The 16,018-nt window shown below is 63.9% G+C and carries 13 protein-coding genes; 7 read left to right on the top strand and 6 right to left on the bottom strand.

Features of this window, described 5'->3' with window-relative positions; translation table 11 throughout:
- Positions 1-117: 117 nt before the first annotated feature.
- Both NLM33_RS28740 and NLM33_RS28735 read right to left on the bottom strand, forming a co-directional pair.
- A complete protein-coding gene (locus tag NLM33_RS28740) occupies positions 118-672 on the bottom strand; it encodes an ActR/PrrA/RegA family redox response regulator transcription factor (protein WP_254101122.1) in 555 nt (184 codons plus the stop codon).
- Between the two features lie 103 nt (positions 673-775).
- On the bottom strand, positions 776-2,098 hold the full coding sequence (locus tag NLM33_RS28735; RefSeq protein ID WP_254101120.1) for an ActS/PrrB/RegB family redox-sensitive histidine kinase: 1,323 nt from the start codon (positions 2,096-2,098) through the stop codon (positions 776-778).
- Between the two features lie 109 nt (positions 2,099-2,207).
- Between NLM33_RS28735 and NLM33_RS28730 the strand changes: the two genes are divergently transcribed.
- The 4 genes from NLM33_RS28730 to NLM33_RS28715 all read left to right on the top strand — a co-directional run bounded on the left by NLM33_RS28730 (position 2,208) and on the right by NLM33_RS28715 (position 6,326).
- Positions 2,208-3,014, top strand: coding sequence for an ABC transporter ATP-binding protein (locus NLM33_RS28730; RefSeq protein ID WP_254101118.1), 807 nt, complete (start codon positions 2,208-2,210; stop codon positions 3,012-3,014).
- Positions 3,011-3,829, top strand: a complete 819-nt coding sequence (locus NLM33_RS28725) for an ABC transporter permease (protein ID WP_254101116.1) — start codon at positions 3,011-3,013, stop codon at positions 3,827-3,829. The genes NLM33_RS28730 and NLM33_RS28725 overlap by 4 nt, the downstream gene beginning before the upstream one ends.
- A 122-nt stretch (positions 3,830-3,951) precedes the next feature.
- The gene (locus tag NLM33_RS28720) at positions 3,952-5,280 is read left to right on the top strand and encodes a polyhydroxyalkanoate depolymerase (protein ID WP_254101114.1); all 1,329 of its coding nucleotides are present in this window, start codon (positions 3,952-3,954) and stop codon (positions 5,278-5,280) included.
- Between the two features lie 206 nt (positions 5,281-5,486).
- Positions 5,487-6,326: a M48 family metallopeptidase gene (locus NLM33_RS28715; RefSeq protein ID WP_254101112.1), complete on the top strand. Its 840-nt coding sequence runs from the start codon at positions 5,487-5,489 to the stop codon at positions 6,324-6,326.
- 335 nt (positions 6,327-6,661) lie between these two features.
- On the opposite strand, the gene NLM33_RS28710 is transcribed toward NLM33_RS28715, so the two are convergent.
- On the bottom strand, positions 6,662-8,860 hold the full coding sequence (locus NLM33_RS28710) for a transglycosylase domain-containing protein (RefSeq protein ID WP_254101110.1): 2,199 nt from the start codon (positions 8,858-8,860) through the stop codon (positions 6,662-6,664).
- 167 nt (positions 8,861-9,027) lie between these two features.
- Here NLM33_RS28710 and NLM33_RS28705 point away from each other — a divergent pair, with 167 nt between their 5' ends.
- On the top strand, positions 9,028-9,453 hold the full coding sequence (locus NLM33_RS28705) for a DUF1330 domain-containing protein (RefSeq protein ID WP_254101108.1): 426 nt from the start codon (positions 9,028-9,030) through the stop codon (positions 9,451-9,453).
- A 107-nt stretch (positions 9,454-9,560) separates the two neighbouring features.
- Here the strand turns inward: NLM33_RS28705 and NLM33_RS28700 are convergent, their stop codons facing one another.
- Positions 9,561-10,787: an ABC transporter substrate-binding protein gene (locus NLM33_RS28700; protein ID WP_254101106.1), complete on the bottom strand. Its 1,227-nt coding sequence runs from the start codon at positions 10,785-10,787 to the stop codon at positions 9,561-9,563.
- A gap of 134 nt (positions 10,788-10,921) precedes the next feature.
- Positions 10,922-11,284 (bottom strand): DUF1304 domain-containing protein, encoded by a 363-nt coding sequence (locus NLM33_RS28695; protein WP_254101104.1) that lies wholly within the window; start codon positions 11,282-11,284, stop codon positions 10,922-10,924.
- Positions 11,285-11,374: 90 nt separating this feature from the next.
- Here NLM33_RS28695 and NLM33_RS28690 point away from each other — a divergent pair, with 90 nt between their 5' ends.
- A complete protein-coding gene (locus NLM33_RS28690) occupies positions 11,375-11,905 on the top strand; it encodes a methylated-DNA--[protein]-cysteine S-methyltransferase (protein ID WP_254101102.1) in 531 nt (176 codons plus the stop codon).
- Positions 11,906-11,997: 92 nt separating this feature from the next.
- Here the strand turns inward: NLM33_RS28690 and NLM33_RS28685 are convergent, their stop codons facing one another.
- Complete coding sequence (locus NLM33_RS28685) at positions 11,998-14,787, bottom strand: [protein-PII] uridylyltransferase (RefSeq protein WP_254101100.1); 2,790 nt, start codon at positions 14,785-14,787, stop codon at positions 11,998-12,000.
- 188 nt (positions 14,788-14,975) lie between these two features.
- On the opposite strand from NLM33_RS28685, the gene NLM33_RS28680 reads away from it, so the two are divergent.
- Positions 14,976-15,950: an aliphatic sulfonate ABC transporter substrate-binding protein gene (locus NLM33_RS28680; protein ID WP_254101098.1), complete on the top strand. Its 975-nt coding sequence runs from the start codon at positions 14,976-14,978 to the stop codon at positions 15,948-15,950.
- Positions 15,951-16,018 lie beyond the last annotated feature (68 nt).

The raw sequence follows: 16,018 nt of genomic DNA, 5'->3' as shown, positions 1-16,018 counted from the left end.
CGGCGATCTCGTAAGGTGGGCAAAGGCGCGTAGCGCCGCGCCCACCTCTTCTGCCTCAATGCTGGATGGTCCAAGTGGTGGGCACGCTTCGCTTTGCCCACCCTACAGCATGCGGAACTACCGCGGCGCGCGCTTGGCCAGGATTCGCTGCAGGGTGCGGCGGTGCATGTTGAGGCGGCGCGCGGTTTCCGAGACGTTGCGGTTGCACATCTCGTAGATGCGCTGGATGTGCTCCCAGCGCACGCGGTCGGCCGACATCGGGTTCGCCGGCAGCTCGGACTTTTCAGTGCCGGTTGAAAGCAAGGCGGCGACGACGTCGTCGGCGTCGGCCGGCTTGGAGAGATAATCGATCGCGCCCATCTTCACCGCGGTCACGGCGGTGGCAATGTTGCCATAGCCGGTGAGCACGATGGCGCGCGCGTCGGGGCGCTTCTTCTTCAGCGCCGAGACCACGTCGAGGCCGTTGCCGTCGCCGAGTCGCAAGTCCACCACCGCGAAGGCAGGCGCGGCCTTGCCGATCTCTGCCAATCCATCCGAGACGGTATCGCAGGAGGTCACGGTGAAGCCGCGCGTCTCCATGGCGCGCGACAGCCGCTCCAGAAACGGCTTGTCGTCCTCGACGATCAGCAGTGAGCGGTCGGCCTGTTCATTCAGTTCGGCGATGGCGTTCAAGGTTTTGTCCTCTCTCCAACGCTGGAACATATGGCGTTGCAATCGTGCGCTGCCAAGGTCGCCGAAAGTCGACCGGTTATGCAGTGCGACGCAACGTCGCGGTCTATCCTATTGTTTCTTCGATCGTCTCGGTAGCCTCAAATCGCTCGCGCGGCCATGCGATCTGCACCACGGCGCCATGCTCGGGGAACGTCCGATTGGTAAACGAGACTTTCGCGCCCGTGCGCTCCAGAAGCGTGCGCGCGATGAACACCCCGAGCCCCAGGCCGCGACGCTCGCCTCCACCGTCATCCTGCAAGCGCCGGCGCGACAGATAGGGCTCGCCGATCCGGTTCAAGATATCAGGGGGAATGCCGGGTCCGTCGTCGGAGATCAGGATCTCGAGACTGTCATTGTTCCACCAGGCGTTCACCTCGACGGTGGTATGGGCAAAATCGACAGCATTTTCGACGATATTGCCGACGCCATAGAGGATCGCGGGATTGCGCGAGCCGACCGGTTCCATGGTCGCCGCCACCGCGATCCGCACCTTGATGGCGACACCGAAATCGCGGTGCGGTGCCACGACCTCCTCGATCAGCTCGGACAGCTTCATGCGATCGAACGGCGCGCCGGTGGAGGAGAGCTGGGTGATCTTGCTCAGGATGTCGCGGCAACGCTGCGTCTGCTCGCGCAGGGTTTTCAGATCGGCGGCAAAGGTTGCGTCCTTCACCGTCTTCTCCAGTTCGCGCGAGATCAGGAAGATCGTCGCCAGCGGCGTGCCGAGCTCATGCGCGGCCGCCGCCGCAAGCCCGTCGAGCTGGGTCAGATGCTGCTCGCGCGTCAGCACCAGCTCGGTCGCGGCGAGCGCGTCCGCGAGCTTGCGCGCCTCTTCCGTCACCTGGAAGGAGTAGAGGCTGGTGACGCCGATTGCGAGCACGATCGAAAGCCAGACGCCGACCAGATAGATCGGCGGCAGCACCAGGGGATCGTCGGTGTCCCAGGGCAGCGGCAGATGAAAGAAGACCAGGACCGACGCGCAGGCGACCGCCAGCAGGCCGAGGCCGAAGGTGAGCCGCGCCGGCAGCGCGGTCGCCGAGATCAGGACCGGGGCCAGGAACAGGAATGAGAACGGGTTCTGCAATCCGCCGGTGAAGAACAAGAGCCCAGCCAATTCCACGATGTTCAGCGCCAGCAGTGCGGCCGCATGGACGCCCTCCAGCCGCCGCATCGGATTGACCGCCGTTTGCAGGGCGAGGTTGAGCGCCGCCGACAGCCCGATGATGGTGACGCAGGGGATGATCGGAACGTTGAATTCCAGCCCCTGCGCCACGATGAAGATGGCGGCGAGCTGGCCGAGCACCGCCAGCCAGCGCAGCCGCAGGATCGTATCCAGGCGGATATGCCGCCGCGAATGGCGAAACTCGGAAGCGGCAATTTCAGTCATATCGGCCAATTGGGCACTGCCTTCTCAGGTCACAAACGCGGGTGGCTCACACAATCCGTCTGGTTACAAGTCTTGCGCTTGCCGCCGCAATAGCAGAAGAACGCCCAGCATGACCGAGAATGACAAGGCTTCAAGTCGGCTGACTGTCGCGGACAGCACACTGTCCGCGGCGATCGAGGTCGACCATCTCGTCAAGTTCTACAAGCAGACCCGCGCGGTCGACGACATTTCTTTTTCGCTTCCGCGCGGCAGCATCACGGGTCTGCTCGGCGGCAACGGCGCCGGCAAGACCACGACGATCGCGATGATCATGGGTCTCGTGCTGCCGACCTCCGGCCGCGTGCGGGTGCTCGGGCATCGGATGCCGGAAGAGAGCGCCGATGTGCTCGGGCGGATGAATTTCGAAAGCCCCTATGTCGACATGCCGATGCGGCTCACGGTGCGGCAGAATCTGACGATTTTCGGCAAGCTCTATGCGGTGAAGGATCTGTCCGGTCGCATCGCGCAGCTTGCCGACGATCTCGATCTCAACGAATTCATCGACCGGGCCAACGGCAAGCTCTCGGCCGGGCAGAAGACCCGCGTTGCGCTTGCGAAGGCGCTGATCAACCAGCCCGAGCTGCTGCTGCTGGACGAGCCGACGGCCTCGCTCGACCCCGACACGGCCGACTGGGTGCGGGCGCATCTCGAGGCCTACCGCAAGGCCCATAACGCCACCATCCTGCTCGCCTCGCACAACATGCTCGAGGTCGAGCGTCTCTGCGACCGCGTCATCATCATGAAGCGCGGCCGCATCGAGGATGACGACACGCCCGACGCCATCATGGCCCGCTACAACCGCGCCACGTTGGAAGAGGTGTTTCTCGACGTCGCGCGCGGCCGCAGCAACGGAGCGGCGCGGGAGGCGGTGCGATGAGCGAGATTTCCCTCCATCGCGGCCTGGCGATGCATCGCATCAATGCGATGATCCTGCGCTACTGGTACCTGTTGATGTCGTCATGGCCGCGGCTTCTGGAGCTGCTCTACTGGCCGGCGCTCCAGGTCATCACCTGGGGCTTCATCCAGCTCTATATCGCGCAAAACGCCAATTTCTTCGCGCGGGCCGGCGGCACGCTGATCGGCGCCGTCATCCTCTGGGACATCCTGTTCCGAGGCCAGCTCGGCTTCTCCATCTCGTTCCTGGAGGAGATGTGGGCGCGCAACATCGGCAATCTCATGATGAGCCCGCTTAAGCCGATCGAGTTCCTGCTCGCGCTCATGGTCATGAGCCTGATCCGGCTCGCGATCGGCGTCATCCCGATGACGCTGCTCGCGCTGTTTCTGTTTCACTTCAATTTCTACAGCCTCGGCCTGCCGCTGATCGCCTTCTTCTGCAATCTGATCTTCACGAGCTGGGCGGTCGGCATCTTCGTTTCCGGCCTGGTGTTACGGAACGGGCTCGGGGCCGAAAGCATCGTCTGGACCTTGATGTTCGCGATCATGCCGCTCGCCTGCATTTACTATCCCGTCAGCGTGCTGCCGCCCTGGCTGCAGATTGTCGCCTGGACGCTGCCGCCGACCTATGTGTTCGAGGGAATGCGGGCGCTCCTGATCGAGCACAGCTTCCGCGCCGACCTGATGCTCGATGCGCTCGCCATCAATGCGGGCCTTCTGGCGGCGTCTTTCTGGGCATTCCTTGCCCTTTTGCGCAGCGCCAAGAAGCACGGCTCGCTGCTGTCCAGCGGCGAATAGTTTCAATTTCCCGTGGATTCAGGCTCGTTTTTGCGACTTCGGACCCGTACATGTACGGAACCATGCATTGACGCAATATTACGCATTCGGCAGTATGCTGCGATGCGAGAGGATGTACGATAATGCCCATTGGTGAGTTTGGCGGCGCACCGCCCCTAGTGGCCGAAGGCAGTCCGGTCTTAACGACGCCGATGTACTGGATGTACGAGATGGCGCATGCCTCTCTCAATCCAGCGCGCGCCGTCACCGACGCCACCAAGATCCTGTTTCAGAATCCCCTGAATCCGTGGTCGCACACCGATGTCGGCAAATCGCTGGCCGCGGCCTGCGAATTGTTCGAGCGCACCACGCGCCGCTACGGCAAGCCGGAATGGGGGCTCGACGACACCGAAGTCAACGGCATACGTGTTCCCGTCGAGGTCCGCCCGGTCTGGGAAAAACCGTTTTGCCGGCTGCTCTATTTCGATCGCAAATTCACCCGTCCGCTGCGCAGCCCTCAGCCGCGCGTCCTGATCGTGGCGCCGATGTCCGGCCATTACGCGACGCTGCTTCGCGGCACTGTCGAGGCCCTGCTGCCCGCGCATGAGGTCTACATCACCGATTGGGCCGACGCTCGCATGGTCCCCCTGAGCGAAGGCCGCTTCGATCTCGACGACTACATCGACTACGTCATCGAGATGCTGCATGTGCTCGGCGGCAACACCCATGTGATGGCGGTGTGCCAGCCTTCCGTCCCCGTCGTCGCGGCCGTCTCGATCATGGAGGCGCGGCGCGACCCGTTCGTGCCGACCTCGATGACGCTGATGGGCGGCCCGATCGACACCCGCCGCAATCCGACCGCGGTGAACAAGGTTGCCGAAGAGCGCGGCATCGACTGGTTCCGCAACCACGTCATCACCAAGGTGCCGTTCCCGCATCCCGGCATGATGCGCGACGTCTATCCGGGCTTTTTGCAGCTCAACGGCTTCATCAGCATGAATCTCGACCGGCATATGGATGCGCACAAGCAGCTGTTTGCCCATCTGGTGAAGGGCGACGGCGATCTCGTCGACAAGCACCGCGACTTCTACGACGAATATCTCGCGGTGATGGACCTGACCGCGGAGTATTACCTGCAGACGGTCGATACCGTGTTCGTCAAGCACGCGCTGCCGAAGGGTGAGATGACCCATCGCGGCACGCGGGTTGATCCCACCAAGATCACGCGTGTTGCGCTGATGACGGTGGAAGGCGAGAACGACGACATCTCGGGTCTCGGTCAGACCGAAGCGACGCATGGTTTGTGCAGCTCGATCCCCGAAAATCGCCGCGTGCATTACGTGCAGAAGGGCGTCGGACATTACGGCGTGTTCAATGGCTCGCGCTTCAAGTCGGAAATCGTGCCGCGTATCCACGATTTCATGATTTCGGCGGCGAATCCGAAGGCTTCACTGGCGCTGGCGGCCGAATAGGCCGCTTTTTCGGGTTTCCCGCGTCCGCCAGGGCCTTCCGACGGGCCCGGGTTCCCGTCGGATTCGCGGTATTTAGGTAGCCTCCTAGGAGTGAGTGCGGCCTCAGATTTTGGGGCCCCAGCATGCGTCCAGCGGGGGCGAAAAAATCGGGTTCCAACCCCAGTCTGTAGGGCCTCCCGGGCTGCCAACCCCTGTATATTGGGCAAATGATTTGTTTTTGCGCCGAGCGCTTTCCGTGGCGGCGGTTATGGCAGAATCCGGGCGAACTCCTGCTCCCCGGACTGACAGACATGGCCACTCGCGCGCTCCTTTATCGGCGGCCCCACGAACCCAAGACCTTTGTGATCCACCACGGGTCGCAATTCTTTGCGATAAGGCTGCGCCGACACCGTCGCGCGCGGCGCTATACGCTTCGAATTCATCCGAGCGATCGCGAAGCGATCCTCACAATGCCGCCGCGTGGCACGCTCGCGGAGGCAAAAGACTTCGCGCAGCGTCACGGTGCATGGATAGCCGCGCGCCTTGGCCGCTTGCCCAAGGCCGCGCCGTTCCAGACGGGCACCGTGATACCGCTTCGTGGCTTGCCGCATCGGATCGTGCATCGCGCCGGCGTGCGCGGCACGGTGTGGACGGAAGTGCGCGACAGCGGCGAGCGCATCATCTGCGTTGCCGGCGGCGTCGATCACGTCGATCGCCGTGTCCATGACTTCCTGAAGCGCGAGGCGCGCCACGATCTGCAGCGGTCGGCGGAAGCTTACGCCGGCGAGCTCGGCGTTCGCGTCAGGCGGCTGTCGATCCGCGATCAGTCGAGCCGCTGGGGCTCCTGCACCTCCGCCGGCTCGCTGTCGTTCTCCTGGCGCCTGATCCTCGCGCCGCCCTACGTGCTGGACTATCTCGCCGCCCACGAGGTCGCCCATCTCGTCGAGATGAACCACTCACCGCGGTTCTGGCGGGTGTGCGCGAAGGTCTGCCCGTCGGTCGAGCGCGCCAAGAAGTGGCTCGACACGCACGGCAACGACCTGCATCGGTACGGGATCGAGGATTGAGTCCTCGTTACCAGCCCAATTGAAGGTGTCATCGCCCGCCTTGTGCGCACTTGCGCACTGGGGCGGGCGATCCAGTATTCCAGAGGCGGTAACGAATACGGAGAAGCCGCGGCGTACTGGATTCCCCGCCTACGCGGGGAATGACAGTCGAAAAGGTGGTGACGTCAGCACGCCTGACCCCACGCGCAGCGAAATTGCGCCGTGCCCGCTGATTTGTCCGATGTGTCAGATGGCTACGCAGATCCACCGTGCGTCACGCCGGCCGTCGACGGCTACTTTGCATGGGGTTGTTTTCGAGCTTTTTGTTCAGGCCAAGTCTGATCGCGCCTGATCAGCTACCGGTTCCCGCCGAACAACCGATCCATCAGCCAGCCATCGAGCCCCGCGGCCGGCTCCGGTCGCACATTGGCGCGCGTCGGGGGCGGGCGAGTGCCACCGTTGCTGACGGGAGCGGGCTGCGTCGGGGCGGAGACTTGCGAGGCCGCCTGCGCGAGGTTCGACAGACCCCAGCCGACTTGCGAATTCGGCAGGCTTGCGACCGGCACGCCTTCGTGCGCGGTGCGCATGAAGCGCGACCAGACTTCCACCGGCAGGCCGCCGCCGGTGGCTTTCTTCGTGGGCGAGTTGTCGTCATTGCCGAGCCAGACGCCGGTGACGAGGTTGGCAGTGTAGCCGACGAACCAGGCGTCGCGGTAATCCTGGCTGGTGCCGGTCTTGCCGGCCGCCATCCAGCCGGGGATCTCCGCCTTCTTGGCGGTGCCGGAGATCAGCGTTTCCCGCATCATCGTGTTCATCATCGCCACATAGCGCGGCTCGATCACCTGGTTGCGCTCGTCACCCTGGCGCATGTAGAGCAGCTTGCCGCCTTCTATCGTCTTGATCTTCGTCACCACATGCGGCGACACGGCGAGGCCGCCATTGGCGAACGGCGCATAGGCGCCGACCAGCTCGACGACCGAGACTTCGGAGGTACCGAGCGCGATCGAGGCGTTGGGCTCGAGCTTCGAGGAGATGCCGAGCCGGTGCGCGGTGCGCACCACGTTCTTCGGCCCGACCTCGAGGCCGAGGCGGATTGCGACCGTGTTGAGCGACATCGCGAGCGCCTGCGTCAGCGTTACCGCGCCGAAATACTCATGTGTGTAGTTCTCGGGCTTCCAGCCCTTGACCTCGATCGGCGCGTCCTGGCGGATCGTGTCGGGCGTCAACCCCTGCTCGAGCGCCGTCAGATAGACGAACGGCTTGAACGATGAGCCCGGCTGGCGTTTGGCGGTCACCGCGCGATTGTACTGGCTCTCGGAATAGTTCCGCCCGCCGACCAAGGCGCGCACCGCGCCGTCGGGCGTCATGGCGACCAGCGCGCCCTGGCTGACGTTGAACTTCACGCTTTTCGCCGCGAGCTCATCGATGATGGCGGCTTCCGCCACGCTCTGGAGCTTTGGATCAATCGTGGTCTCGACCGTGATGCTCTGGTCGATCTGTCCGACGAGATCGTCCAGCACTTCGCCGATCCAGTCGGCGACGTAATTCACGGTGCCGGCGCCGGCCGGCTTCACATTGTAGGAGGGATGGCCGATCGAGGCCTGCGCCTGCGCTTCGGTGATGAATTTGGCCTCCGCCAGCGCGGCGAGCACGACCTGCGCGCGCTGCTCGGCGCCTTCGGGATTGCGGTTGGGCGCAAGGCGCGAGGGCGATTTGACGAGGCCCGCGAGCATCGCGGCCTCCGCGACCGTCACGTTCCTGGCCGACTTGCCGAAATATTTCTGCGCTGCGGCCTCGACGCCATAGGCGCCGGAGCCGAAATAGACGCGGTTGAGGTAGAGCTCCAGAATCTCGTTCTTGGAGTGCTTGCGCTCCAGCCAGATCGCAAGCTCGGCCTCCTGCAGCTTGCGCTGCATGGTGCGCTCCTGCGTCAGGAACAGGTTCTTGGCGAGCTGCTGCGTCAGCGTCGAGCCGCCCTGCGAGACGCCGCGATGGAGAACATTGGTGACGGCGGCGCGCAAGATACCGACCGGGTCGATGCCGAAATGCGAATAGAAGCGGCGGTCCTCGATGGCGATGAAGGCCTTCGGCAAATATGGCGGCAGATCCTTCAGGGCGACATTGGCGCCGGCCATCTCGCCGCGTTGCGCGAGCACGCTGCCGTCCATGCCGACGATCTGGATCGTCGGCGGGCGTTTTGGAATCTCCAGCGATTGGATCGGCGGCAGATGGGCGCCGACCCAGATCACGACGCCGATCACGGCGATCACGCCCCAGAGGCCGAGCACCGCGCCCCAATAGACGAGACGGCCAATGCCAAAACCGATCTTCGACTTCGACCTTCGCTTTGCGCCGCTGCGGCTCACGGGCGCCTTCCTTTCGCGCGGCGGCTCGTCATCGGCATCGTCGCTCTGGCGCTTGGCCTTGGCCTTTTTCGGCTTGTCGTCCGAGGCATTGGGGATGCGATCGGCCGCCGTCAGGCGCAAATCGGCCAGCGCTGCGGGCAAGCCAAACAGCGGCTCCTTGCGCCCGCCTTTTTTCTTTCCCAACGCCATCCCCAAAACGCCCGGTCAGCCCGCCCCGCTGCACGGTAACGGCGGCTGTTTAAGGCCCGGTTACGCAAAGCTTAACGCACGATTAGGAGGTGCGGCGGGCGCGCGCCGGTGGTTCCGCGAGGCGTGCGGCAAAGCTAGGATCGAGCCATCAACGAAAGGGAACGCTCATGGGCCATATCGATCCGACCAAGGAGGTTTTCGCGCAATTCCGGGAGAACGACCGCCCGGGCCCGATCCACATGCTCAACCTGGTCCGCCTGCGCAAGGAGGCGGCCTATCCGGACGGCCGCAAAGCGTCCGGCGCCGAGGCCTATGCGGCCTATGGTCGCGAAAGTGGCCCGGTGTTCACACGCCTCGGCGGCCGCATCGTCTGGCAGGGCAAGTTCGAGATCATGCTGATTGGTCCGCAGGAGGAGCGCTGGGACCACTGCTTCATCGCCGAATATCCAGGCGTCGCCGCCTTCGTCGAGATGATCCGCGATCCCGTTTATCGCGAAGCGGTGAAACACCGGCAAGCGGCGGTCGAAGACTCCCGCCTGATCCGGCATGCGGTGCAGCCGGTCGGCAAGAATTTTGGTGAGATACCGGAGTAGGCGAGGGCGGCGTTCGCCTCAACGAGGGACATCTCTCGCCACAATTTCCGCTGCGTTCCCTCCCCCGCAAGGGGGAGGGAGTCGGAGAGAGCGTTGGCCTGACGAGACTAACCCGACGGTCCGGTGTCCTCCATGATCGGGCCGAACAGCTCCCAGCGCTCGCCGTTGAACTTCATCATCTGCATCTGCTTGTTGACGCGGAAGTCGTTCGGTCCCGTGTTGATCTTGATGCCGGGCAGCGCGAAGCTCGGGGTAAAGTCCTTGATGCTGGCGACCTGCTTCATGACGTTCTCGCGCGTCAGATCGTCGCCGCACTGCTTCAGCACCTGCGTCAGCAACTCGGCCACCGAATAGGCATAGGTGTTGACGGTGTTGAGCTTGTCGCCTTCCGGGAAATACTTGTCCATGAAGGCGAAGAAGGCCTTCACGCCGGGATCGTCCTTCCACTGCGGATCGCCGGGCTCCTTGCCATACTGGGTCGAGATGATGCCCTTGGAGATGTCGAGGCCCGCGGGTTTCAGCGTCGCCGAGATCGGGCTCGCATTGATGTCGACGATGTGCACCGGCGTCCAGCCGAGGTCGGCCAGCTTCTTGATGGCCTGTGCCGCGAATTTCGGCGTCGAGGCGTCGAAGAACACGTCTGTGCCCATCGACTTCAGCTTGACCACCTGCGAGTCGACCGTGGGATCGGTGACCTCGTAGGACACCTCGCCGACGATCATGCTGGCGGCCTTGTCGCCGAGGCCGCTCTTCAGGCCGGCGAGATAGTCGCGGCCCATGTCGTCATTCTGGTAGAGCACGCCGACCTTGGCATTGGGGTGATTTTCGAGAATGTATTTTGCGTAGATGCGCCCCTCGGACACGTAGTTAGGATTATAGGCGATGGTCCAGGGATAGTTCTTCGGATCGTTGAAGCGTGCCGCGCCGGTCGAGGCGAGCAGCTGCGGCACCTTCTTGCCGTTGAGATATTTCTGCACGGCGGCATTGGCTGCGGTGCCGATGATCTGGAACGTGAACAGCACCTCGTCGCCTTCGACCAGCTTGCGCACCTGCTCGACCGTCTTCGGCGGCGAATAGGCGTCATCATACTGGATCAGGTTGATCTTGCGACCGTTGATGCCACCCTGATCGTTGATCATCTTGAAGTAGGCGGCCTGCGTCTTGCCGATATTGGCATAGACGGAATAGGGCCCGGAGAACGGCACGGTCTGGCCGATCTTGATCTCGGTGTCGGTCGCGCCGGTGTCGTATTTCTTCTGCGCGAGCGCTGGGGAAGCCGCGAGCGCAAGGGCGAAGGCCGCGGTGGCGGCCAAATGAGCTAGACGATTGTTCATCCGGAATCTTCCTCCTGACGGAATTATCTGCCGATGGTCTGATTGCGCCCGTTTTGAGCGGCCGCCATCGCTGTCGGGAATTGTGGCGGAAGGTTCTGCGCCACGCAAGGATCGCGATGGCGCACCGGAGCGGTTTAGGCGAGATACAGCGCGATCAGAGCAATCGCGGCGGGCAGCGCCTGCACGAGCAGGATGCGACTGCTGACGGTGGCAGCGCCGAAGACGCCGGCAACGATCACGCAGACGAGGAAGAATACCTTGATCTGGACGGCGAAGGCCGGTGTGCCCTGCACCAGGCCCCAGATCAGGCCGGCGGCGAGGAAGCCGTTGTAGAGCCCTTGATTGGCGGCCAGCACCGCGGAGCTCACGGCCTTGTCGAACGTTTGACGAAAGACCTTGAGGCCGAGCGGCTTGGTCCAGAGGAACATCTCCAGGACCAGGAAGAAGACGTGCAGGGCCGCGACCAGCGCGACCAGGAGATTGGCGATCCAGATCAATTGTGCCCCCAAAAGTGGATCAGGATTCGGGTGGACGCTAACATGCTTCGCATGACAAGTGCGACAGTCCCGCGATGTGATGAGCCCAGAATGTCCACGTCATCAACAAATCCACCCGAGCGATTTGGCCTCGATCATCTGACGACGCCGATCGGGACCGCATTGCTCGTCGTCGATGCCGACGGCGTCCTGCGCGCGCTCGATTGGGAGGACTACGATCGCCGTATGCGCGAGCTGTTGCGTCTGCACTATGGCGCGGTGGATTTGCGCGCGCAGCGCGCGCCGGCCGACATGCGATCGGCGCTATCAGGCTATTTCGAGGGCGATCTTGCGAAGCTCAAGTCGATCAAATGGCGTGTCGCCGGCACGCCGTTCCAGCGCAAGGTCTGGACGGCGCTCGCAACGATTCCCTCAGGCACTACGCTGAGCTATGGCGCGCTGGCCGCAAAGCTCGACATGCCCAGGGCGGTGCGCGCCGTCGGTCATGCCAACGGCTCCAATCCGATCAGCGTGGTGCTGCCCTGTCACCGCCTGATCGGCGCTGACGGCTCGCTGGTGAAATACGGTGGCGGCCTCGAGCGCAAGCGCTGGCTGCTGAGGCATGAGGGGGTCGAAGTTTAGCGGTCACGCGCGCCGCACTTTCGCTTCGTCCTTCCGGGCTCGCGCTGCACGCGCCCCGGAATGACGAAAGAAGAGAGTCGGGGCGCGCCACCTCACGCTGCCGGCTGAACCGTCTTCTCGCCCGCCATCACATGGGTCAAGGCGCTCTTGATCGCCGCCTGTCGCGTCGGCGCGTTGATCTGGGCGCCGAGGAGATCGGTGACGTAGAACACGTCGCGCGCGCGCTCGCCGAAGGTCGCAACATGCGCGGAGGCGATGTTGAGGTTCAGCTTGGAGATCGCGGTGGTCAACTCGTAGAGCAGTCCCGGGCGGTCGAGGCCGGAGACCTCGATCACGGTGTAGCGGTCGGACCACTGGTTGTTGATGATCACTTCCGGCTCGATCACGAAGGGGCGCGCCTTGCTGCGCACGGTGCGCCGGGCCACCACCTCGGGCAGCCGCAGCTTGCCTTCCAGCACGTCCTCGATCATCTCGCCGATGCGGGTGGCGCGGCGGCCCTCGTCCTCGTCGCGGTCGTATTCGCGCGAGATCGAGATGGTGTCGAGCGCGCGGCCGTCGGTCGTGGTGTAGATCTGGGCGTCGACGATGTTGGCGCCGGCCGACGCGCAGGCGCCCGCGATGATCGACAGCAGCCAGGGATGGTCGGCGGCGAAGATCGTGAGCTCGGTGACGCCGCGCACCTCGTCGAAGCCGACATTGATTGCGAGCTTGTGGCCGGCCTGCTCGCTCGCGCGGACGAAGCGGGCGTGGCGCATCTTGCGCGGCAGCTCGACCTTGAGCCAGTAGGCCGGATAGTGCCGGCCGACATAGGCATCCAGCTCCTCCTTCGGCCATTCGGCAAACGCAATGCGGAATTCGGCCTGCGCGGCGGCAAGGCGTTTTCCGCGGTCGACTTCGGAGAAGCCGCCGGTCAGCACCGGCTCGGTCTCGTAATAGAGCGAGCGCAAGAGCTGCGCCTTCCAGCCGTTCCACACGCCGGGGCCGACGCCGCGGATATCGGCGGTGGTCAGGATCGTGAGCAGCTTCATCTGCTCGACCGACTGCACCACGGCGGCAAAGTTCTCGATCGTCTTGCGGTCGGAGAGGTCGCGCGACTGCGCGACCGTCGACATCGTCAGATGCTCCTCGATCAGCCACGCCACGAGCTCGGTATCGGCCGGGCTGAAGCCGAGCCGCGGGCAGAGCCGCCGCGCCACCTTGGCGCCCGCGATGGAGTGATCCTCGGGCCGGCCCTTGGCGATGTCGTGCAGGAGCGTCGCGATATAGATCACCGACCGGTGTTCGGGCCGTGTCTTGCGCATGAGGTCGCTGGCGAGCGTGAACTCCTCGATGCCGCCGCGCTCGATGTCCTGCAGGAAGCCGATGCAGCGGATCAGATGCTCGTCGACCGTGTAGTGATGATACATGTTGAACTGCATCATCGAGACGATCTTGCCGAAGGCGCGGATGAAATGGCCGAGTACGCCGGTCTCGTTCATTCGTCGCAGCACGGTCTCGGCGTCGTTGGAGGTCAGGATCTCCATGAACAGCCGGTTGGCTTCGGGATTCTCGCGGAGTTGCGCGTTGATCAGGTTGAGCGAGCGCGTCACGGTGCGCATCGCGTCGGGGTGGAAGGCGAGGTTGTTCTTCTGCGCCAGGCGGAAGATGCGGATCAGGTTGACCGGATCGTGCTTGAACACGTCGGGTGCAGCCAGGTTGATGCGGTTGTTGTCGACGATGAAGTCGTCGCTGTCGGGCACGCGCCGCTTCACGGTGCTTGGCCGCAGGCGCGCCATCATCCGGCTCAGCACCGGCGCGGGCTTGGCCTGCTGGTCCTCCAGCTTCGCGCACAGGATGGCGGTGAGATTGCCGACTTCCTTGGCGACCAGGAAGTAGTGCTTCATGAAGCGCTCGACGTCCTGCATGCCGGGATGCGAGGTGTAGCCGAGGCGGACCGCGATCTCGCGCTGGAGATCGAAGGAGAGACGCTCCTCGGCGCGGCCGCAGTAGAAATGCAAGTTGCAGCGCACCGACCAGAGGAAGTCGGCGCAGCGGCGGAAGGTGCGGTACTCCTGCGCGTCGAATACGCCGCGCTCGGCGAGCTCGTCGGTGTCGCGCACGCGATAGACGTATTTCGCGATCCAGAACAGCGTGTGCAGGTCGCGCAGGCCGCCCTTGCCATCCTTGACGTTGGGCTCGACCAGGTAGCGCGACTGGCCGCCGCGGCGATGCCGCTCCTCGCGCTCGGCGAGCTTTGCGGTGACGAATTCGGATGCCGTGCCCTGCACCACTTCCTTGTCGAACCGCGCGACCAGCTCGTCATAGAGCGGCTGGTCGCCGGTGAGGAAGCGCGTCTCCAGGATCGCGGTGCGGATGGTCATGTCGCCGCGTGCCTGCCGGATCGATTCATCGACCGAGCGCGTGGCGTGACCGACCTTCAGGCCCATGTCCCAGAGGCAATACAGGATGGCTTCGGCGACCTGCTCACCCCAGGCGGTCTGCTTGTAGGGCAGGATGAACAAGAGATCGATGTCGGATTCCGGTGCCATCAGGCCGCGGCCATAGCCGCCGGTCGCCACCACGGCCATCCGTTCGGCGCCGGTCGGGATCGGCGAGCGGTAGAGATGGCGGGTCGCGGCCGAATAGAGGATGCGGATGATCTCGTCCTGCACATGGCACAGCCGCTCGGCGCAACGCCTTCCGTGGCGGTCTTTCAGCAGGATCCTCTGCGCTTCGGCGCGCGCTGCGATCAGCTCGGTCTTGAGCAGTTGCGCCATCGCCGTGCGGAACGTGTCCTCGCGCCCCTCATGCTTTGCAGCAAGCGCATCGACTGCGGCGGTAACCCGCGCGCTGTCGAAGCGATCATCCATCTCCTGCTTGTGCTGGGGCGCGACACTGTCCATGCTTCACCGGATATAAGAGGTGACAGGCGCTGTCACCCGCCATTCTCTCGCAATAGTCGTTCCATGCTTGGAAAGGCCGGCTTTCGACAAATTTGTTCTCGGTCGGCCTGGTTTCAAGACAGCGATTTTCTCGTTGACCTCTAGGTATAACTCATTGAAAAACAATGAAGTTTCGTAAGGAGGTGGGCATGACCGGATTTTCACGACGCATTCTGCTGGCGGGCGCTGTGGCGCTCGCGCTGACCCCTGGTTTGGTGCGCGCGGCCGAGCCGCTGAAGGAGCTTCGCATCGACTGGGCGACCTACAATCCTGTGTCGCTGGTCCTGAAGCAGAAGGGGCTTATCGAGAAGGAATTCGCCAAGGACGGCATCAGCATTACCTGGGTGCAGTCGGCCGGCTCCAACAAGGCGCTCGAATTCCTCAATGCCGGCTCGATCGATTTCGGCTCGACCGCAGGCTCGGCGGCGCTGGTCGCCAGGATCAACGGCAACCCGATCAAGTCGATCTACGTCTATTCGCGCCCCGAATGGACGGCGCTGGTCACGGGCAAAGACTCCAAGATCGCTGATGTTGCTGATCTCAAAGGCAAGCGCGTCGCGGTGACGCGCGGCACCGATCCGCACATCTTCCTGGTGCGCGCGCTGTTAGGCGCGGGGCTGTCGGAGAAGGACATCACGCCGGTGCTGCTCCAGCATGCCGATGGCAAGACCGCGCTGATCCGCGGCGACGTCGATGCCTGGGCCGGCCTCGATCCGATGATGGCGCAGGCCGAGGTCGAGGAGGGCGCGAAGCTGTTCTACCGCAAGGCTGACGCCAACACCTGGGGCATCCTCAATGTGCGCGAGCAGTTTTTGAAGGATTATCCGGACATCGTCCGCCGCGTGCTCGCCGTGTACGAGGACGCGCGAAAGTATTCGCTGGCCAATTACGACGAGCTGAAGAAGACCTTCGTCGCGGTAACGAAGCTGCCCGATGCGGTCGTCGACAAGCAGCTCAAGGAGCGCACCGAGCTCACCCACAGCCGCATCGGCGCGCCGCAGCGCGAGTCGATCCTCGCCGCCGGCCTCGCGCTCCAGCAGGCCGGCGTCGTCGACGCCAAAGTCGACGTCAAGGCCACGCTCGATGCCCTGATTGACGACCAGGTCCCGCTGCCGACGAATTAGTTCTGTCGGGAAGAGGCGGGCCGGCGCAACAAACTCCGCTCGTCGTCCCGGGGCGCGAAGCGAGCCCG

Source organism: Bradyrhizobium sp. CCGUVB1N3 (assembly GCF_024199925.1).
Classification (GTDB): Bacteria; Pseudomonadota; Alphaproteobacteria; order Rhizobiales; family Xanthobacteraceae; genus Bradyrhizobium.
This window is presented reverse-complemented; position numbering and strand designations above follow the sequence as displayed.

Bases quoted from the DNA above. Each gene is read 5' to 3' on its own strand.
- NLM33_RS28715 (WP_254101112.1), top strand. From the start codon at position 5,487: ATGATTTGTTTTTGCGCCGAGCGCTTTCCGTGGCGGCGGTTATGGCAG.
- NLM33_RS28700 (WP_254101106.1), bottom strand. From the start codon at position 10,787: ATGAACAATCGTCTAGCTCATTTGGCCGCCACCGCGGCCTTCGCCCTT.
- NLM33_RS28705 (WP_254101108.1), top strand. From the start codon at position 9,028: ATGGGCCATATCGATCCGACCAAGGAGGTTTTCGCGCAATTCCGGGAG.
- NLM33_RS28685 (WP_254101100.1), bottom strand. From the start codon at position 14,787: ATGGACAGTGTCGCGCCCCAGCACAAGCAGGAGATGGATGATCGCTTC.
- NLM33_RS28725 (WP_254101116.1), top strand. From the start codon at position 3,011: ATGAGCGAGATTTCCCTCCATCGCGGCCTGGCGATGCATCGCATCAAT.
- NLM33_RS28735 (WP_254101120.1), bottom strand. From the start codon at position 2,098: ATGACTGAAATTGCCGCTTCCGAGTTTCGCCATTCGCGGCGGCATATC.
- NLM33_RS28690 (WP_254101102.1), top strand. From the start codon at position 11,375: ATGTCCACGTCATCAACAAATCCACCCGAGCGATTTGGCCTCGATCAT.
- NLM33_RS28680 (WP_254101098.1), top strand. From the start codon at position 14,976: ATGACCGGATTTTCACGACGCATTCTGCTGGCGGGCGCTGTGGCGCTC.
- NLM33_RS28720 (WP_254101114.1), top strand. From the start codon at position 3,952: ATGCCCATTGGTGAGTTTGGCGGCGCACCGCCCCTAGTGGCCGAAGGC.
- NLM33_RS28710 (WP_254101110.1), bottom strand. From the start codon at position 8,860: ATGGCGTTGGGAAAGAAAAAAGGCGGGCGCAAGGAGCCGCTGTTTGGC.
- NLM33_RS28730 (WP_254101118.1), top strand. From the start codon at position 2,208: ATGACCGAGAATGACAAGGCTTCAAGTCGGCTGACTGTCGCGGACAGC.